At 51.1% G+C, this 19,344-nt stretch carries 19 protein-coding genes; 3 read left to right on the top strand and 16 right to left on the bottom strand.

Going from position 1 to position 19,344, the window contains the following annotated elements; translation table 11 throughout:
* Positions 1–27: 27 nt before the first annotated feature.
* Positions 28–1,455 (bottom strand): arylsulfatase, encoded by a 1,428-nt coding sequence (locus tag ACR9Y8_RS01315; protein ID WP_481211415.1) that lies wholly within the window; start codon positions 1,453–1,455, stop codon positions 28–30.
* Positions 1,456–1,573: 118 nt separating this feature from the next.
* Here ACR9Y8_RS01315 and ACR9Y8_RS01310 point away from each other — a divergent pair, with 118 nt between their 5' ends.
* Positions 1,574–2,587, top strand: coding sequence for a hypothetical protein (locus ACR9Y8_RS01310; protein ID WP_481211414.1), 1,014 nt, complete (start codon positions 1,574–1,576; stop codon positions 2,585–2,587).
* A 3-nt stretch (positions 2,588–2,590) separates the two neighbouring features.
* On the opposite strand, the gene ACR9Y8_RS01305 is transcribed toward ACR9Y8_RS01310, so the two are convergent.
* From ACR9Y8_RS01305 to ACR9Y8_RS01275, 7 genes are all read right to left on the bottom strand, one after another.
* Positions 2,591–3,364 (bottom strand): slipin family protein, encoded by a 774-nt coding sequence (locus ACR9Y8_RS01305; RefSeq protein WP_481211413.1) that lies wholly within the window; start codon positions 3,362–3,364, stop codon positions 2,591–2,593.
* 22 nt (positions 3,365–3,386) lie between these two features.
* On the bottom strand, positions 3,387–4,661 hold the full coding sequence (locus tag ACR9Y8_RS01300; RefSeq protein ID WP_481211412.1) for an NfeD family protein: 1,275 nt from the start codon (positions 4,659–4,661) through the stop codon (positions 3,387–3,389).
* Between the two features lie 262 nt (positions 4,662–4,923).
* Positions 4,924–5,409: a (2Fe-2S)-binding protein gene (locus ACR9Y8_RS01295; protein ID WP_481211411.1), complete on the bottom strand. Its 486-nt coding sequence runs from the start codon at positions 5,407–5,409 to the stop codon at positions 4,924–4,926.
* Positions 5,410–5,431: 22 nt separating this feature from the next.
* Positions 5,432–6,016 carry a molybdopterin cofactor-binding domain-containing protein gene (locus ACR9Y8_RS01290; protein ID WP_481211410.1) on the bottom strand — a complete coding sequence of 195 codons (585 nt, stop codon included), beginning with the start codon at positions 6,014–6,016 and terminating at the stop codon, positions 5,432–5,434.
* Positions 6,017–6,164: 148 nt separating this feature from the next.
* Positions 6,165–7,592 (bottom strand): xanthine dehydrogenase family protein molybdopterin-binding subunit, encoded by a 1,428-nt coding sequence (locus ACR9Y8_RS01285; protein ID WP_481211409.1) that lies wholly within the window; start codon positions 7,590–7,592, stop codon positions 6,165–6,167.
* Between the two features lie 76 nt (positions 7,593–7,668).
* Positions 7,669–8,805 carry a DmpA family aminopeptidase gene (locus ACR9Y8_RS01280; protein ID WP_481211408.1) on the bottom strand — a complete coding sequence of 379 codons (1,137 nt, stop codon included), beginning with the start codon at positions 8,803–8,805 and terminating at the stop codon, positions 7,669–7,671.
* Positions 8,806–8,862: 57 nt separating this feature from the next.
* Positions 8,863–9,105, bottom strand: a complete 243-nt coding sequence (locus tag ACR9Y8_RS01275; RefSeq protein ID WP_481211407.1) for a hypothetical protein — start codon at positions 9,103–9,105, stop codon at positions 8,863–8,865.
* 149 nt (positions 9,106–9,254) lie between these two features.
* Between ACR9Y8_RS01275 and ACR9Y8_RS01270 the strand changes: the two genes are divergently transcribed.
* The gene (locus ACR9Y8_RS01270; protein WP_481211406.1) at positions 9,255–9,878 is read left to right on the top strand and encodes a DNA-3-methyladenine glycosylase; all 624 of its coding nucleotides are present in this window, start codon (positions 9,255–9,257) and stop codon (positions 9,876–9,878) included.
* On the opposite strand, the gene ACR9Y8_RS01265 is transcribed toward ACR9Y8_RS01270, so the two are convergent.
* From ACR9Y8_RS01265 to ACR9Y8_RS01255, 3 genes are read right to left on the bottom strand one after another with little or no spacing between them, the layout of a single operon-like run.
* Positions 9,868–10,368 (bottom strand): SRPBCC family protein, encoded by a 501-nt coding sequence (locus ACR9Y8_RS01265; protein WP_481211405.1) that lies wholly within the window; start codon positions 10,366–10,368, stop codon positions 9,868–9,870. The genes ACR9Y8_RS01270 and ACR9Y8_RS01265 overlap by 11 nt on opposite strands.
* Positions 10,369–10,378: 10 nt before the next feature.
* A complete protein-coding gene (locus ACR9Y8_RS01260) occupies positions 10,379–11,206 on the bottom strand; it encodes an SRPBCC family protein (protein WP_481211404.1) in 828 nt (275 codons plus the stop codon).
* A 4-nt stretch (positions 11,207–11,210) separates the two neighbouring features.
* Positions 11,211–11,807, bottom strand: coding sequence for a helix-turn-helix domain-containing protein (locus ACR9Y8_RS01255; RefSeq protein WP_481211403.1), 597 nt, complete (start codon positions 11,805–11,807; stop codon positions 11,211–11,213).
* Positions 11,808–12,017: 210 nt separating this feature from the next.
* Between ACR9Y8_RS01255 and ACR9Y8_RS01250 the strand changes: the two genes are divergently transcribed.
* Positions 12,018–12,785, top strand: a complete 768-nt coding sequence (locus tag ACR9Y8_RS01250) for a hypothetical protein (protein ID WP_481211402.1) — start codon at positions 12,018–12,020, stop codon at positions 12,783–12,785.
* A 9-nt stretch (positions 12,786–12,794) separates the two neighbouring features.
* On the opposite strand, the gene ACR9Y8_RS01245 is transcribed toward ACR9Y8_RS01250, so the two are convergent.
* The 5 genes from ACR9Y8_RS01245 to ACR9Y8_RS01225 all read right to left on the bottom strand — a co-directional run bounded on the left by ACR9Y8_RS01245 (position 12,795) and on the right by ACR9Y8_RS01225 (position 19,262).
* A complete protein-coding gene (locus ACR9Y8_RS01245; RefSeq protein ID WP_481211401.1) occupies positions 12,795–15,353 on the bottom strand; it encodes a TonB-dependent receptor in 2,559 nt (852 codons plus the stop codon).
* 126 nt (positions 15,354–15,479) lie between these two features.
* Positions 15,480–15,845 carry a winged helix-turn-helix domain-containing protein gene (locus ACR9Y8_RS01240; RefSeq protein ID WP_481211400.1) on the bottom strand — a complete coding sequence of 122 codons (366 nt, stop codon included), beginning with the start codon at positions 15,843–15,845 and terminating at the stop codon, positions 15,480–15,482.
* Between the two features lie 140 nt (positions 15,846–15,985).
* A complete protein-coding gene (locus tag ACR9Y8_RS01235; protein ID WP_481211399.1) occupies positions 15,986–16,609 on the bottom strand; it encodes a hypothetical protein in 624 nt (207 codons plus the stop codon).
* 5 nt (positions 16,610–16,614) lie between these two features.
* Entirely contained in the window at positions 16,615–18,795 is a 2,181-nt protein-coding gene (locus ACR9Y8_RS01230) for a xanthine dehydrogenase family protein molybdopterin-binding subunit (protein WP_481211398.1), read from the bottom strand.
* Positions 18,792–19,262 carry a (2Fe-2S)-binding protein gene (locus ACR9Y8_RS01225; RefSeq protein ID WP_481211397.1) on the bottom strand — a complete coding sequence of 157 codons (471 nt, stop codon included), beginning with the start codon at positions 19,260–19,262 and terminating at the stop codon, positions 18,792–18,794. Before ACR9Y8_RS01225 ends, ACR9Y8_RS01230 begins: the two co-directional genes overlap by 4 nt.
* Positions 19,263–19,344 lie beyond the last annotated feature (82 nt).

Genomic DNA, 19,344 nt, shown 5'->3' with positions numbered 1-19,344 from the left:
GCGTTTATCTCTTGCAGCTTGTTCTTTTTATTGCAGATCAGACCAGTCAAAAGCGGCGTTGGCAGCGGGGGATACGGATTGCTGCAATAAAGGTCTTAATGCTTTTACCCTTTCCGGATATTGGGACGCGAGATTGTTTTGCTCGCCAATGTCTTTACTGATGTTATATAACTCCAGTATCTCAGGTGTTCCTTTCTTTTTAAAGCGTACCAGTTTCCAGTCGCCTTGCAGTACGGCCTGTTTAAGCTGGCCTTCATTAAATTGCCAGAACAGGTGCTCATGTTGTTGCTGCTGTTTTTTGCCCTGGATAGCAGGTACAAAGGAGAAACCATCGACGTTGGCGGGAGCAGGGGCCCCCGCGAGATCACACATAGTAGGCAACACATCCCAGAAAGCCCATACCTGATTGCTGGTACGCCCGGCAGGTACTTTACCCGGCGCTCTTACGATCATGGGCACACGAATTCCTCCTTCGTACAGGTCGCGCTTAATGCCACGGAGAGGTCCGTTGCTGTCGAAGAATTCCGGATCGGCGCCACCCTCTTTATGGGGTCCGTTATCGCTGGTAAAGAAAACATAGGTATTATCATCGAGCCCAAGCGTTTTCAGTAATTGCATCAGCCGGCCAACATCTGCATCGAGCTTGGTAACCATGGCGGCGAAGGCTGCGTGCGGTTGCGCCTGGCTATGGTAGCTTGTTTTATCTTTCTGAACAAAAGGCGTTTCAGGTCCCAGTTTACTGCTGCCATCGGCGTTCAGGAAGGGCTGCATGTATTTTTGCGGCAGCAGCAGCTCCGCATGAGGGATAGTGACAGGAAGGTATAAAAAGAAAGGTTCGTCTTTGTGCTCCCGTACAAAGGCTAGTGCATGATCCATGATCAGGTCATGGCTGTACTGTGAATCTGTTTGTACCTGCCGGAGCTGTTTATCTTTCAGTTCAAAGAGATGATCGGTAAAATAATGATGCGCATGCCGCTGGTTTAAATACCCAAAGAAATAATCGAAGCCCTTGAATTGTGGCGCCCCGCTGTCATTCTCTTCTCCAAGTCCCCATTTACCAAACATTCCGGTAACGTATCCCTGAGCCTGGAGGCGCTGGGCCAGGGTAGTGTCTTCAGGCCGCAGGTGCTGGTCGGCATTACCTCTTATATAAGCATGCCCCATATGGTAGCCGGTCATCAGTGCGCAGCGGGAGGGAGCACATACCGGGCTGCCTGCATAGAAGCGGGTGAACCTTGTTCCCTGGCTGGCCAGCTTATCGATGAACGGCGTGCGTATACGGCTGCCAGGATTGTAGGAAGAAAGGTTGCCATAACCGAGATCGTCCGCTATGATAAAAATAATGTTCGTTGGTTTGTTACTGTTAGATGATTGTCCGGTGGCCTGCCATATACAGGAGACCGTGATCAGCAGAGCCATTAAAGGGCTGCGAAGATGCTTGGTACCAGTTTTCATATTAGTGGAAAATTAGTCTACTACTCTGGTAGACAAAATATTATTAAATTTTTGATTTTGCAACAGTTTATCGTTAACTTCCAGTACGACCGTATCCGTTAACCAAAACAACGCTTATATGAATCGCATTACCATGCTTATGGCGGTCATGTTATTACTGGCCGGTTTGCAATCCTCATTAGCCCAAAGCCCAACAGCTCAGCCAGACACACAAGCGCCTTCATCCAGGTTTTATCTAAAAGCAGGAGGTGGCTATTTCTTCAGCGTTTTTCCCGGGCAGTTCCCGGATGTTGGACCATATCCGCCACATGATGTGCGGAGCACGTACAATCCTGCCAATGGCCAGACCACGACAGTATCTGACAAGGTACTGACCGGTTCTTACGGCGAAGGCGCACGGGGCGGCCTTAGCTTTGGCTGGAACATTAACCGCTTCATTGCACTGGAAGGAACGGTGAATTATTATCACAGCAAAGAAAATTTGATGACGCGGCAGCTAACCACCATACAGGGCAGCGACCAGGTAGTTGGCAATATCGCTTCCAACGGCTATGCCAGGGCTTTTGATTTTGCGCCCGGCGTAGTGATGAGCCCTGGATTTCAAAAACTGAACCCGTATGTACGTTTCGGTATGGTGGTGCCTTTTTACGGCCGTTTGCACATTAAGACAGACGCCAGTACCAATACGCCGGTTTCTGCTACGGTGATAGCCCAAACCGAGATCCACCGGGAAGAAGAAGTACATCCAAACATTACGCTGGGGTTCCAGGGCGCACTGGGCCTGACCATGCCCGTAGGCCGGCGGTTTGACGTATTCCTGGAAACAGAATACCGCAACGTGCCGGCTAAAAGCAAAAAGAAGGAAGTGACCCGCTATGAAGAAACCACGCGGGTGGTAAACACCAGCAATGGGGCGGTGATCAGCACTCAGCAGCGAGGGTTGAATGATCTGTCCACTGCAGAGCGGTATACCGATTACGTAACGACCCTGGACGCGAGCTCAAATACAGCGATCAGGCGTGAAGGCGCTCAAACCCATTACAAGGATGATAACAAGCCGGCCAATGACCTGAAATCCTATATCAACATCGGCGGATTAGGCGCCAATGCAGGAATCAGGTGGCGGTTCTAAACCTTATTCCGTTCCTTTCAGCTGTTGGGCCAGGAAGGGCCTCAGCAGGTCGACCGGCACCGGGAAAATGGTAGTGGAATTGTTCTCTGTGGCTATTTCGCGCAGGGTTTGCAGGTAACGCAGCGTAAGGGCGCTGGGCTGTTCGCTCAATATCTTGGCGGCATCGGCCAGGCGCTGCGAGGCCTGAAATTCTCCTTCGGCAGCGATCACTTTGGAGCGGCGCTCGCGTTCAGCTTCGGCCTGTTTGGCCATGGCGCGCTGCATTTCCTGGGGCAGGTCGATCTGTTTCACCTCTACATTGGACACTTTGACGCCCCAGGGCTCCGTGTGTGCGTCTATGATCTGCTGTAGCTTCTGGTTGATCTTTTCCCGTTGGGACAGGAGATCATCCAGCTCTGATTGTCCAAGTACGCTGCGCAGCGTGGTTTGCGACAGCTGGGAGGTAGCCATCAGGAAATTTTCCACTTCCACTACGGCCTTGTTGGGTTGTATTACGCGGAAATATACCACAGCATTCACTTTGATGGACACATTATCCTGAGTAATGATATCCTGGGGCGGCACATCCATCACCACCGTGCGTAGGCTTACCCGCACCATTTTATCGATAATGGGGATCAGCAGAATTAAACCGGGCCCTTTTACGCCGCCGCCCACCAAACGGCCCAGCCGGAATACCACCGCACGCTCGTATTCACGTAAAATGCGAATGGCATTCGCCAGGATAATAACGGCAAAAACGATGATAACGACCATCCAAACAGAAACTGTTTCCATATTTAAAGGTTTGAAGTTCAAACTATAAAGGTTCCACCAGCAGGGTAAGGTCGCGGATGCCCACCACGCGTATCTTTTCACCACGGGCGATGGCGGCGCCGGTGGATATTGCCCGCCAGATCTCTCCATGTACGCGCACGGTGCCGCCGGGTTCCAGTGCCTCCAGGGATTCTCCGATCTCGCCGGCCATGGCTTCCACGCCGGTTACCGGCCTGGCGCGCAGCGCACGTACCCCCAGGCCCAGCACAAACAGGAAAAAGAGCGATGATACTGCTACTGCAGCGATGATCACACTACGGGAGATCCTGACGGATTCCAGCGCCGCATCTGACCGGATCAGCATCAGTGAGCCTAACAGGAGCGAGGCCACTCCGCCAATAGCCAGTATACCGTGGCTGACAATTTTGATCTCCAGTAAGAACAGGATGATCGCAAAGACGATCAGGGCCAGGCCCGCATAATTTATAGGCAAGGTATGCATCGAATAAAAGGCGAGGATCAGGCTGATCACGCCTACAATGCCCGGCAGGATGGCTCCCGGGTTATAGAGTTCAAACAGGATCCCGTACATGCCGAGCAGCAACAGGAGATAAGCCACATTCGGATCAACCAGCAGGTCCAGTATCTTTTCCAGGGCCGTCATTTCCACGGTTTCTACCTGCGCTTTGGCCGTGTGGAGGACGGCGATGCCGCCCTGAACGGGAATATTTTTACCATTGATATTACGCAGCAGATCTGTAGTATTGGCTGCAATGAGATCCACTACATGTTTTTCCACGGCTTCTTTTTCTGTGATCGCCAGGCTGCGACGAACCGCATCCTCGGCCCATTGGAAATTACGCTGGCGTTTCTCAGCAATAGAGCGGATAAATGCGGCTGCGTCATTGGTGGCTTTTTCGCTCATGACAGAGTCCGTTTTTCCCTGGAGATCCACCGGATGTGCGGCCCCGATATTGGTGCCGGGCGCCATGGCGGCAATATGGGCGGCCATGGTGATAAAAACGCCTGCAGAACCGGCGTGAGCGCCGCCCGGGGCCACATATACAACTACAGGCACCGGGGATTCCAATATATCGCTGACGATGACCCGGGTGGATTTCAACAAGCCGCCGGGCGTGTTCAACAGGATCACCAGGCATTCAGCTTTTTCGCCGGACGCTTTTTTTATGCCGTTGTGAATGTGATCGGCGGATACCGGGTTAATGCTGCCGTCGATCTTTATGACGACTACTTTTTGGGCAGAGAGTAAGGCCGGGATCAATAAAACAAGCAACCAAAAAAGAAAAAATTGCTTCATGGAAAAGCAGGATTTATGAAGCGATGTGTATCTATTAAGTTACGTAAATTTGCCGTAATAATTCCCTGTGCCAATTTAAAACTAACAAACCCAAAGGAATACCTGCTCCCCCTCGACCAACTACTCTATTCTCCTGATAATTTACGTTATGTTAAATAGAATAAAAGAGGTTTCTCCCCTATAAATAGCTGACTGCCAGCTGATGTGATTTCCTGGTACCGGTTCTTTACGATCACCATTTCAAGCTTGATCAAGGGCTTATTCAAGCCGGCAAGGTCAATTTTATGGACCCTGACCTTTTCAATTCGGCCGCCAGATGGATCGCGCTTCTTATACGCTGATAAGTGCCACAGCGGCAAATATTGCCACTCATCGCATTATCAATATCCTTATCTGTGGGCTTGGTATTATGCTTAAGCAGCACGGCGGCGCTCATGATCTGCCCGGACTGGCAATAGCCGCACTGCGGCACGTCAAATTCAGTCCAGGCCTGCTGCAGCGGCCCGGCCAAAGCAGGATCCAGTCCTTCGATCGTAACAACCTGCTTATCCGCCGCACGGGACGCCGGGACCACACAGGAACGGATTGCTTCTCCATCCAGGTGTACGGTACAGGCTCCGCACTGGGCAGCGCCGCAGCCGAATTTCGTGCCTGTAAGTCCGAGCCGGTCGCGGATAACCCAAAGCAACGGCATGTCAGCCGGCACATCCAGCTGGTGCATTTTTCCGTTTACATTCAGCTTTATCATAAGGGGGAATTATTGCAGTTTATCAACTGATATCCTGGTTCATTATTGGCAATTGCCGGATACGCTTACCCGTTGCAGCAAATATCGCATTGGTGAGCGCCGGCATCATGTGCCCAACCGTAGCCTCTCCCACGCCGCCGGGCTTCTCGTTGCTGGCGACGATAAAGGTCTCGATCTTCGGCATTTCGTTGATCCGTAAAGTTTTGTAGTCGTAGAAATTACGCTGCTGCACTTTACCATCTTTAAAAGTGATCTCGCTGTACAGCGCAGCAGACAAGCCAAAAGCTATATTGCTCTCCATTTGTGCCGCCACACCATCGGGATTAACAGCCAGGCCACAGTCTATTGCGCAAATAACCCGGTCTACTTTAAGCGAAGCTTCTTTTGATACCGACACTTCTGCCACTACAGCAGAAAAACTGCCCATGGCTTCGGAAACCGCGATCCCTCTCCCGTGGCCTGCCGGCAAGGATGTTTCCCACCCGCTTTTTTCTGCCGCCAGGTTCAGCACGTTTAATAAACGGGGCGCGTTTTTCAATAACATACGACGGTAGGTAACAGGATCTCTTCCAGCGGCATGCGCCAGTTCGTCTGCAAGGCTTTCCATGGCAAAGATGGTATGGCTGAATCCGACTGCCCGCCAGTTATCAATGGTAATGGGCCATACAGGGGTGTTCAGTTCTATACGCTGATCAGCAATACTTTTAACATAAGGCGCTGTATGTGTGCCTTCAATAGAGAAAGCATCTACGCCGTTAACAACGGCTACTTTTTTCGAAGGGGCCGCCGGACATTACCGACTGGCCAACACTTACCTGTTTCCAGGCAATGGGGATTCCGTCAGCATCCAGTCCGATCTTAAAACGATGAAGGAATGCAGGTCGGTACATGCCGCCCTGGATATCATCTTCGCGGGTCCAGACCGTCTTTACCAGTTTGCCGGAGGCTTTGGCCACTTCCACGCCTTCGCGTACAAAATCAGAGCGGGCAATGTTCCTTCTTCCGAAAGAGCCTCCCAGGAATACGGTATTGATCAACACTTTATCCACCGGCAAGCCGGTGATCTCACTGGCGGCTTTCTGGTCATCGGTTTGGGTTTGTGTACCGGTCCATATCTCGCATTTGTCTGCGCTCAATTTCACTGTACAGTTGAGCGGCTCCATGGGCGCGTGGGCAAGGAAGGGCGCAAAGTATTCAGCTTCCACTACATGCGTAGCACGCTGCAGCGCTTCGTCGGGATTGCCGGCATTAGTAGCCGGCAGTCCGCCTTTATCCGCCCTTTGTTTCAGCTCGGCAAGCAAGGTATCGCTATTGATACGAGCGCCTTCGCCGGCCTCCCACTTGACTTTCAATGCATCGCGGCCTTTTTTTGCTGCCCAGAAATCATCTCCCAGCACAGCGATACCGCTTGGTACAACTACTACCTGGCGAACGCCTGCAACAGCCATTGCAGCTGCCGTATCATATTCCTTTGCCGTGGCGCCGGCAATCGGCGGCCTGGCAACGAGGGCTGTGAGCAGGGAGGGAAACTGTACATCCATCCCGAAAATGGCTTTGCCATTGATCTTTACAGGGGTGTCCAGCCGTTTTACTTTTTTGCCTATGAATTTCCAGTTGCCGGGTTCCTTTAAGGGGACCTCTGCAGGCGCCGTGAGTTTAGCAGCATCTTCCACCAGCTCTCCGTAGCGGATCCTTTTATCCCCGATGATCACGTAGCCATTTTCTGTACGGCAGTCTTTTGCATCCACATGAAAGCGATTAGCTGCCGCCTGCACCAGCAGGTAACGGGCAGTAGCGCCGGCCTTGCGGTAACGGTCGTATTCAGACACGAGGCTGGTAGAGCCACCGGTGCGCTGGGTAGCGTAGATGGTATGATAATAAGCCAATGCTGCAGGCGCATGTTCTGCCCGGATGCTTTCCCAGTTAGCATCCAGCTCTTCGGCAATAAGCATGGAGAGGGAGGTTAAGATGCCTTGTCCAAGTTCGCAATGCGACAGTATAACAGAGACCGTGTCGTCTGCTCCTATACGCAGATAGGCATTAGGCGCGAGCACAGTATCAGCATTGACAGCAAGCCGTTTCCGGAGGCCTGCTGGCACGTTAAATGCAATGACCAAACCTCCTGCCGCCATGGCGGCGGTGGATATAAATTGTCTGCGGTTGAGCTTTTGGGGTGTTGGCATGGCTGCTCAATTTTAGCGGATCCAATAAAGTAGCGGAACTAACCTAATTTAAGTAAAATTCTTTAGATCTCATAGACTACTCTTTAATCCGGTTGTACTGCTGCAGGATGCTTTTTACCCTATCCATAGGAATGGACGCTATTACATGCCCATCTTTCCCTTTCATGGTAGTGGCGGCAAAGAGGGAATTGATAATAGCTTCTTCTGTGGCTTCAATAGCAGCCATGAACAGGGGCGTAACATATTCATTGTGCAGTACCGGAACGGATTGTACCGGTCCGGAGGGCGCATACGGGACGCGTACGGAATCCGCAGTGGAAAAGGCGATCACATAATCCCCACTGCCGTTGGAAGCAATACCGCCCGTTTTTGCCAGTCCCATAAAGGCCCTTTTAGCCAGGCGTTGCAGGTTCCGGCTGTCCAGCGGCGCATTGGTGGCTACCACGATCATACAGGAACCGTCTACATTGTTCTTCAGCTGATCGCTGAAATCAAACTTTCCCAGCTCCTCGCCTACAGGCGCACCGTCTATCTGCAGCACGCCGCCAAAATTGGTCTGAACCAGTACACCTACCGTATACCCTCCCAGCTGTTGCGGCAGTTTGCGGGATGAGGTACCAATACCGCCCTTGAAACCGAAACAAATGGTACCTGTGCCCGCGCCCACACAACCTTCGGTAACAGGACCTGACTGGGCATGCTGTAAAGCCTGCAAAACATCGTCTTTGCTAACAGGCTGTTTACGGATATCATTCAGCCAGCCATCATTGGTTTCTCCCACCACTGCGTTTACAGACTGTACCTTTTCGTTGCCTTGCTGCTGCAGGGTATATTCGATCAAGGCATTCATAGCCACCGGCACATTCAATGTATTGGTGAGCACCACTGGCGTTTCCAGGTTGCCCAGCTCTGTTACCTGCGTGCTGCCGGCCAGCTTGCCAAAGCCGTTACCCGCAAAGATGGCGGCAGGTACTTTCTGCTGGAAGATATTACCATCATAAGGCAATATTGCGGTCACGCCCGTACGAATATTGTCGCCTTTGATCAGGGTGGTATGCCCCACTTTCACGCCCGGAACATCTGTAATGGCGTTCCATTGGCCGGGAGACATTACGCCTATACGCAGGCCCCAATCACGGGCTCTTTTGTTGGGCTGGGCATGAATCGTTTGTGATAAGGTCAGTACAAGAACAATGATGAGGATAATACGCATAGGCTTGAAAATAAGAAAAATCAGCGATACGCCGTTTCCCCGTAGGCTGAAGCGCCGCTACCGCTGCGGCGCTTCTTTTACACATTCCTGGTGCCAGCCCGGGTGATGCCCTGCCCTCCAGCCGCCAAAGCGGAAGAAAAATGCATTGGCCGACAGAAAGAGCACTACGGCCAGTATAGCTGCTACCCTGGCGATCACCGTTAAAGTACGGTTCCTTGCAAATGGCCCGAATACATAGCCGATAACAAATACCATACAAGCAATGAACAGTATCCGAAAGAAAATGAACGCGAAGATCATAATAGATAGTTTTAAAGTTTAAAATCAGATGCTGTAACAAAGCTACAGCGCTCATGCAGGCGGCATGCGGCAGAATAGATCAAGGCAGTAAATGTGGATACAAGACGGGAAATTCCGTATAAATAAGAATTGCTAAATTGGCTGCTGCAATGGAAAAGCTGAAGTATTCCTTTTATAACCGTACTGATGTGCTGGCGATTGCCCGGGAATTGCTGGGCAAGGTATTGGTCACACAATTCAATGGTATTTCTACCGCCGGCCGCATCGTTGAAACAGAAGCCTATGCCGGTGTGGTGGACCGCGCCTCTCATGCCTACGGCGGAAGGCGCACCGCCCGCACAGAAGTGATGTTCGGTAAAGGCGGTACGGCCTATGTGTACCTGATCTACGGCATCCATCACCTGTTCAATGTGGTGACCAACAAAAAAGATGTACCGCATGCCGTGCTGGTAAGGGCTATAGAGCCGCTGAGCGGAATTGAGCACATGCTGGACCGCTGCGGTAAGGAGCGTTGGGATTATACCCTTGGTAAAGGCCCTGGAAATGTATCGAAGGCCCTGGGTATCAACACCGGTTATACCGGCCGGGACCTTACAGGTAATGATATTTACATCGCTGCAGATGGTTTTATACCTCCTGCAGGCGCAATAATTGCCACCCCCCGTATAGGTGTAGACTATGCCGGAGCAGATGCATTGCTGCCGTACCGGTTCATCCTGAAGGATAACCCGTATGTAAGCGGCAAGCGAATCAATAACAAGCTTATGAGTTGATAACCCCGGTGAGTTTTTCGTCGCGGTTCCGCAGATCTATTCCGCCTTCCATGAGTGATTTAAGATTCACCAGGTAAAAGAGCCAGCCGCCCTGGCAGCCAATGTGGTAGTTAAATTTTGCGTCTTCGTCCGTAGGAATGTTTTCCTGCGTTAGTTCAATGATAGTTGCGCCTTCCATTGTCTTGGCGCTAACACTTACAGTACCTGCTTTTCCAAAGGTAAACTGCAGGAAGTCTCTGCCATTGGCAGCCAGCACGGTGCCGGTTTCCGTAACGTTGTCAGGGAAACCAAACCATCGCCATTGGTAAGTATCGCCGGGCGCGATCTTTTGCCCGCCCGACTTTTCAGTTCCCTCTGCTGTAGTGAACAGCGCCTGGCGCAGGAAGAAGCTTTCTAATCCTCCGGGGCTGGTCCAGCGATCATAGATCTCCTGGATGGACGCATTAACAGGGATCCTTAACATAAATTGACTCCAGTCTTTCTTTTGCATAATATATGTTTTAGGGATTGAACAATCCTTCCAGCTGTGCATCCCATTCCTGTTGTAAGGCTTGCTGCCTTGCTGCAGGCAGACTATAGGCAGCCAGCCAGACGCTGACCTCACGAAACCGTCCGAATACTTCAATAGTGACGCGGAACAAGGCGTTATTGAGATGCTGTACAGTACCGGTAAAATCGTAAGGGGGATTGAGGAACAAGATCGTTCCTTCATACGGTACACCCTGCGGTGAATGAAGCGTATAGGCGTTGCCGGCGCCTTTAAACCGGACCGCTTCATGCATCAACCTATGCCAGGCCTTTTCAACATTCGCGTGGTCAGGCAGCACAATACGCGACCAGGCCACTGCCCTGTCCTCACCCAGGTGGTGATTGACGTAATGCTTAAGACTTTGCATTTCGGAATGCCAGCCGCGGTTTACGGCGTTATATTCATCGTCCCAGTTGGTATCCGGACCAAAGCCGGAATGCACCAGTCGCAAAAGGGTGCGGCCTTTTTCCGTTTCAAGGAAATATTCCAGTACCAGCTGAACGGGATCGCTATTGATCATTTGTGCCGGATGGCGCTTGTCTGGATCCAGCTCCTTGAAATCAGCGCCATGCTCGTATACCATTTTTAAGTACTTATTTTCTATGGCTTCCCGGATATGGAACTTCCAGGTATGATCATCGCCCCAGGACAGCTGTACCTCTCCTGGTTTTACAATGGCATCCAGCGGGAACCAGCGCTTCAGTTCTTCTGCAGTCGTCAACGCTTTCCATACAGCGTTAACATCTGCATCCAATACAATGCTCAGTTCTATTCTCCGTTTGTTTTTCTTATCGGCCATAATGTTAGCTTTTAGCAGAGCTGGTAGGATGAGCGAACACGTTGAAGCGGTATTTTCTGGCATTTGGATCATTTCCGGCGTGGTATTTGGTCAGAAGCCGGGCTATAGTTTCAGAAAGTTCTTCTGCAAACGCGTTCAGGGTGGCTGGATCTGCAAAGCTGGCCTCGGCCTGCAGCGAGAAGGTGGATAATTTCTTATTGGCTTTGGCCGCCGCCTGCTGCAAAGTGGCTACTTCCCGGATAGTTTGAGCGGCGGCTGCCACCAGGTAGGTGGAAGAGAATTGGTCCCTTACCTGGCCGGCGCTTGCTTCCGGAAAAGTATCCATACAGATCAGGTAAGCCTTTGCAGTAGCGCGTACAATCCGCTCTATACAATTGCCTTTCTTCTTTTCCTCTACCAATTCCAGCAATTTATTCTTTTCCAGCTCTTTAAGATGATAGTTGAGCTGCTGCCGGTTCATGTTCAGCTTACGGGCAAGTCCTGAAGCGGAATCAGGCTCTTTCAAATGCGCCAGTATCTTCATACGCATGGGGCTGAGCAGCGCAGCTGCTGCCTCTACATCATGAACAAGGTTGTAAGATGGTTGCGTTTTAGTAGTCACATAACAAATCTACACCGAAAAATTAATTTTTCAAGAAAATATTGCAGTTCGGGTAAATACTTCTTTTTTAATGAAATAAATAGATATTGATACGGATAATGAACCATGTCCCAATTTCCCCTAATTTTATAGCTCCTACTTTACCTGGTACACCCCGCTATTCCCATACGTAAGCAATCGCCCCTTTATTTACCCTAAATCATGATTAGCATGAAACCCGCTTTAATTCCCTCATTTCCTCTACAGTTAGTGATGATTACCTCACTGATGTTGTTTGCCTGTAAAAAAGACGATCATCACCCGGACGAACGGCCCCGATGCCGTATACAGCAGCTAAAAGGAGATCTTGGATCTTCCTTACTCGACAGCGCTGTTTTTGTCTATAACACTAAAGGAGACCCGGTTAGCGTTACGCGGACCATCCCAAGCACCGGCCATCCCAACTACCTGTTGCGTTATGATGCGCATCGCCGGTTAACTGATTTTATAGGCATGTATTCTGACGGCGTGCATTTCGAGTTCAGGCACCGCTACGGCTATGACAGCAAAAACAGGATCGTGCAGGATACCACCTACACTTTTGGCGCTTTAACGGATCCGCCGTCCCAGGCTTTCCTGGAGCGCATTACTACCTACACCTATGATTCGCAGAACAGGATCATTCGCCAGGACGGGCTGCATCCACCCAGCGGCAACACCTACGTGATCCGCTACTACTACAACCAAAAGGGCAATCTTGAAAAAATAGACAACGGCGGCATCACCCTGCTTACGTACGACGACAAAGTAAACATGCACCGCACGCATCCTGTCTGGCAGTTCATTGATCTTGATTTCAGCGTGAATAATCCTTTCCAGGCACTTACCTATAATACATGCGGACTACCTGTGGTCATCGAAAGCGATCCCTCAAAATACGATCGGAATTTTATTGGTATCAATTACAGGCACCTGGAGGTAAGCTATGATTGCTATTGAGCCTGAAGTCTATAGCAATCCGTACTGCAGGGTTACGTAGTACATTCCCCCGATAGCAGGACCGCCCAGGATGGAATAATAGTATTTATTCAGTAGGTTAGAGGCGCCCAGTTTTACCTTGCAATGCACCCCCGGGATGTTATAATTCACCTGTGCATCAAGTGTATTGTATGCCGGCACCTGGCCGTTAATGAGAAAAGACTGCCAGTAATAACTGCTCTGCCATCTCCAGGTCACACCGGCAGCCAGGTTTTTAAGGATCTCCTCTTTCGAAAGAGATACATTCAGCATCCACTCAGGGGTGTTGAACCCGTCTTCCAGGCCATCCTGGTTGGTTGACTTACGCAGCTTTGCATAGGTTGAATTAGCGTTTACCCGGTAACCGTTGGTGCTATACGTCAGGCCCAGGCTGGCGCCGTAGTTGTATACCTTTGTCTGGGAGTTGGTCCACATGCGGTACTGGCCCTGGCGCGAGCGGCTGTTCAAGGCATAGGGGATTGAATCAGGTACCTGCGTATCGGGCACATTCATGTTGGCCTGTGCAATAAAGTTGCGATAGTTGTTAAAATAAAGGTCCGCATCCACAAATAGCCTTCCTCCTATAAACACACCCTTGTACCCGGCTTCTATAGAATTCACATGCTCGGGTTTGATATAGGTGTAGGGATTTTTTTTCAGTAATGATTTGTTACGTCCAATAGCATCCTCCTGCGTTAAGCCGTTGGTATTCACATCGCTTAACACGGCTGCCTGAAAAGCGGTGATGGAGGATTGCAGCCAGGCATGCTCAAAAATGCCCTGCGACATGGAAGGCAAGCCTCCTACCCTTTTCACGCCTCCGCTGTTCACGTTGGAATAAGCTTCAAAGATGCTGGGATAACGGTATCCACTCTGGAAAGACGCCCGCAGGTGTTGCGTGCGAACGGGGGAAAATACTGCCGTAAAGCGAGGGCTCCAGGCCAGCCGGAAATAGTCGTTCTTATCGGCTCTCAATATGGCTCCTGCCTTCAGCCGATCATTTAGCAGGGATTTTGTAACGGAGATAAAACCGCCTGTTTTGCCATAGTAGATATTCGTATATTCTTTACCGGCAGAGGGGTTGATAAAATAATTCCCATCCGGCACGATAATGTAGCTGCGATGATCTGCCCCCACCAATACCTCCAGTCCTGCTTTTTCCTTCAGCACCGGCCATTGTTCTGATAAATTGAATTGTCCTTCTGCCTGGATGAAACTCGCCTTTACCTTCAGCGCCGCCCCGGTATCCCAGTTATTGATTTGCTGCAGTTTAGACAACACATTATTGAATGCAGGCGTGCCGGGCACGTAGCGCCCCTGGTCTGCTGCCGTACGGGCTTGCTGATGCGCCTGGGCCACCGCTGCACCGGCATTGTAGGCATTATTGAAAGCGCTGGTATAGTTTGCATACCAGGTATTATCCGTTTTATAATTGCGGTCTATATTCTCTGCCATGGAGCGCAGGTTATAGGAATTGCCGGAGCTCTCATTATTGAGGTACACTTTCAGCTGCAATGCTTTAGACTGGTATTGCACCCCATGCTGCTGCACCAGGTAATCCTGCAGGCGGAAACGGTTGGACCGCTGGTATACGTTATCCAGCACGGCTATATGAAAAAAGTAACTGAGCAATGCCTGGGACGAAAGTTTATAGTAGATCCCGGCGTCGGCCTTCATGTTCTGCAAGCCATAGTCTGCCACCTCCTTTTCATAATAACCGGTACGGGCCACCACATAGTTCTTTCCCTGCAGGCTAATGATACGGCGGTTGGAGGATTCATTGCCATAACCGTTCACCGGATCTTTAGCAGGATTGTTATCGCCGGTAAGCCCGGTACTGGCATTGGCCTTTCCATTCAGCTCCGTATGATTGTCTGCTATCCAGTCGTAGCCTTTTGTAAAGGTGGCGTTCAGCTTGAAAGCCAGGCGGCTGGAAACAACCGGCGCCCAGCGTACACTGGTTTCAGAAAAGAGCTTTGCCGCGCTGTTAGGATCGTTCACATGGGTAAGGGCGGTTTTCTGCTGTAGTGACAGGCCCGGCGCAGACCAGGGATCTTTAGTAGTAATATTAGCCAAACCATTCACTGTATTCATGCCGTAAAGTGCGGAGGCCACACCCGGCACGATTTCCACGTTATCCACGTCCAGGTCCGAAGGACCCAGCGCATTGGCAATAGGCCCGCCTATATGCGGCGACTGCACATCCATCCCATCCACCAATTGTGCAAAGCGCACGTTGGTGGTATTGGCAAAGCCGCGTGCGTTCAATACTTTAAAGCCCATGCTGGGGGTGATCATCTGCACACCTTGTACGTTTTCCAAAGCATCAAAAAAAGAAGGGGAAGCCGAAGCCCTGAAATAAACCGCATTTACTTTTTGTACGCTCACCGGTGACCGCAGCAGGCTTTCTTTGATACGGGAAGCAGATATGGTTACTTCAGACAGGATCCTTACGCTGGAATCCGTCCTGGTAGTATCGATTGATTGAAACTGCCTGCCTTGTGCGGTGGCAGCGAGCAGGCAAATGACGATGGTAAATTTCAATCTCATGGAAGTGCTTTAACAGACGTTGTTTATTTGAGAATATAACGATAAGGCCAGGCAAGCGTTATGTTTAGAAAGATACAACGAAGCGCGTAAATAATCAGAGAAATTCTATGAGTGAAAAAAACAGGATTACTTTAACCGGGCGGTTTCCTGTTCCAGGAACTGGCGGAATCTTTCGCGTAGCTGGCGATGGAATTGGATCATTTGCTTTGCTTCTTCGGAGATGATGGAGCCTCCACCCTTTTCTCCTCCCGTGCTGGTAAGCACAAATGGCTGGGCAGCCATCGTGTTCATATTATTGACCAGGTCCCAGGCTTTTTTGTAAGACATGCCCATTTGCTGGGCCGCCTGTTTGATAGAACCTGTCTCGGCGATGCGTTCCAGCAACTCTACCGGGCCGGGCCCAAAAAAACGGGTACCCTTGTTTTCAATCCAAAGGCTCCCGTTGACTTTAAAGTCGCCTTGCTTTAATATTTCCCTGATCTTTTTTTCCATAAAGCGTTCCGAGGAGAATAGTTGACAGTTGTCAGTAATCAGTTATCAGTTGGCAGTGAATAGCGTGGATCTCTTCGCTTCAATCACTGTCAACTGACAACTGTCAACTATTCTCCACAGAATGAAAATACAAATTTTAATTAGTTATCAGGTAGATAAGCGCCGGTTTCTATCCAGGTCCTGAACTGTTTGGCAAACTCTTCGTGTGAAAGCGGAGGCAGCGCACGGCCTTCGCCGGGGTTCCAGCCTGCCAGCACCAGCTTGTCAAAAGTAACGTGCTCAATGAGCTGTTCTTTTGTTTTATGCCCGTTCAGAGAAGGCTCCAGCAGCTGGGCGGCCAGCTCCCTGGGAGACTTGCCTTCAAACACCATCTTCATGTCTGCCGGGGGCAGGTGCCAGTTAGGATTGCCGGGAGGCATGTGCAGGCCGGGCGAATTTTCCGGCTGGTGACAGTTGGAACATTTCATAGCATAAAGCCCTTTACCATCAGGCCCGCGCTGTACGTTCATGGTATGTATGTGACTGTCTTCTCCCTGTAAGGGCGCATCCCCCGAAGGGTGACAGTTCATACAACGTGGGTGCATCAGCACACTGTAAGCCGCGAGGAAGGCCTTCTTGGACGCCACGCTGTCTTTCTTTGGCGGTCCATCATTCAGCGGACCGCTGCCGGTTGTACTGAAAGATAGGGCCACTGCTGAAACAACGCTTACGATGAACAGCCCGTAGACGATCTTTCCTGATCCGTATATTTTGATGCTGGCCATAATAACTACGCTTTGAGGTTAGTATTGCAGAACGGTAAATTCCTGAGACGTTTGCCGGTAGCCGCAAAAACGGCATTGGCAATAGCGGGGGCCACCGGCGGTACGCCAGGCTCTCCCGCCCCACCCATTTTTTCGGTGCTGTTCACAATATGCACCTCAATATCCAGCGGGGTATCGTTCATCCTGGCGATGCGATAATCATGGAAATTGCTTTGCTGCACTTTCCCTTTTGCCAGGGTGATCTCTCCATAAAGGCAGGAGGATACACCGAAGTTGATACCGCTTTCCATCTGCGCACGCACGCCATCAGGATTTACAGCCAGCCCGCAATCAATGGCACAAACCACTTTATGCACTTTGATCTGCCCACGATCATCCACAGATACTTCGGCTACCTGGGCAACATAGCTGAGGAATGATTCATGCACGGCGATACCCCGGAACCTGCCTTCGGGGAGCGGAGTGCCCCAGCCGGCCTTTTCTGCAGCCAGGTTGAGGGCCGCCAGGTGCCGCGGATGGTTCTTCAGCAATGCGCGGCGGTATTCTACCGGATCTTTGCCGGCTGCATGCGCCAGCTCGTCTATCATACATTCCATCACCGTGGCGGTATGGGTATGCCCCACAGAGCGGTACCACAGTACCGGCAGCTGGTACTTGGGTGAGTGAAGGCCTACGTAATGATCAGGTATATCGCTGAGGTAGGGGGAGTCTGCTACACCTTCTACAGAGGCAGGGTCAATACCATCTTTCATCATGGCTTCAAAAGGTGAGCCGGCCATGATAGATTGTCCGGCCATATTATGTTCCCAGGCTACCGGCACGCCATTACCGTCTAAGCCTACACGTACTTTATGTACAAAGGCCGGACGAAAATAAGCGCCATGTATATCATCTTCGCGGGTCCATACCATTTTGATGAACTGTCCGCTGGCCTTGGCAATATGTACAGCTTCTGAAACGAAGTCGCAGGTAGGCGTTGCCCTTCTGCCAAAAGCGCCTCCCAGGAACACCGTATGCACGCTTACCTGGTCAGGCTTAAAGCCCAGGATCTTGGCGGCTGCGGCCTGTTCGGCCATCGGCATCTGGGTACCGGTCCAGATCTCGCAGCGGTCTTTCGTCAGCTTCACGGTAGCGTTTTCCGGTTCCATGGGCGTGTGCGCCAGGTAAGGAAATGTATATTCTGCTTCCAGCACCTTTGAGGCGCTGGAAAGGGCATTGCCGACATTACCTTTCTGTGCAGCGGGCAAGCCCTTTGTGTCGGCCAGCTTCTTATATGCTTCCAGCTGGGTCGGACTATCTACTCCTTCATTACCTTCCTGGTCCCATTCCACTTTCAGTGCGGCGCGGCCTTTTTTAGCGGCCCAGAAATTATCTGCTATCACGGCAACACCGGTAGGTATCTTTACCACATTGCGCACGCCGGGCACCTTGCGGGTCTGGCTGTCGTCAAATGATTTCACTTTACTGCCATATACGGGCGGATGCGCTACCACTGCCGTCAGCATACCCGGAAAATGTACATCCATTCCAAACTTTGCGCCGCCGTTCACTTTCTCAGGAGCGTCCAGGCGTCTTACACCTTTGCCGATATACTTCCATTCACCGGGAGGGCGCAGCGGAACCGGCTCTGTACGCGGTGGCAATGTAGCGGCCAGTGCGGCTACCTCACCATAGCTGACACGTTTATCGCCCGCGATCACCACCCCGTTTTCTGTACGGCAATCAGACGGGCTTACGCCCATTTTTTTCGCGGCTGCTTCTACCAGCATGGTACGCGCCAGTGCGCCCGCCTGCCGGTAACGGTCAAATTCAGACCAGGTAGTGCTGGAGCCACCGGTGATCTGCATACCATAAGCCGTATGCAGGTAAGGCGCTCCCGGAGGCGCATGCTCGATCTTAAATTTGTTCCAGTCGGCATCCAGTTCTTCGGCTATCAGCATAGAAAGGGTGGTCCATACCCCCTGTCCCATCTCTGCGTGCGCCAGGATGATGCGGATGGTATCGTCTGCACCGATGCTCAGGTAAGCATTGGGCACAAACCAGGCTACAGCATCTTCACCTGCTGCAGCGCCCATAGCGGCCAGGCGTTTAGCTCCAGGCACTGAAAAAGATATCATTAAGCCACCGCCCAGCAAAGCGCCTGTTTTAAGGAAGCTGCGGCGGCTGGTAGTAAGTTCACTGTTCATGATTTACCTCCTTCTTTTTGAAGTTGAGCAGCCAGGTGAATGGCTTTACGAATACGCGGATAAGTACCGCAACGGCAAATATTTCCGCTCATGGCACGGTCGATATCCTCGTCAGTCGGGTTGGGATTCTCACGCAGGAGCACGGCGGCAGACATGATCTGGCCGGACTGGCAATAGCCGCATTGCGGCACATCCTCCTGCAACCAGGCCTTCTGCAGCGGGTGACTGGTATCGGGCGAAAGCCCCTCTATCGTCACCACCTGCTGGCCAGCTGCTCTTCCCAATTGGGTAACGCAGGAACGTACCGCCTCTCCATTCAGGTGAACGGTACAGGCCCCGCACTGCGCCATGCCGCAGCCGAACTTCGTTCCTGTTAAGCCTACGATATCACGGAGTACCCATAAAAGAGGCATGTCGGGAGGGGCATCGACTGTATGCTCCTTTTGGTTGATAGTGAGCTTTATCATAATATTTGATTTTCCTTAAAGAGTTGACCAAGACTTCCTTTTAATAAACAGTCATGTGATAAAATTAGTTGAAGCGTTTCAC

Source organism: Chitinophaga sp. SVR4-12A (assembly GCF_056754765.1).
This window is presented reverse-complemented; position numbering and strand designations above follow the sequence as displayed.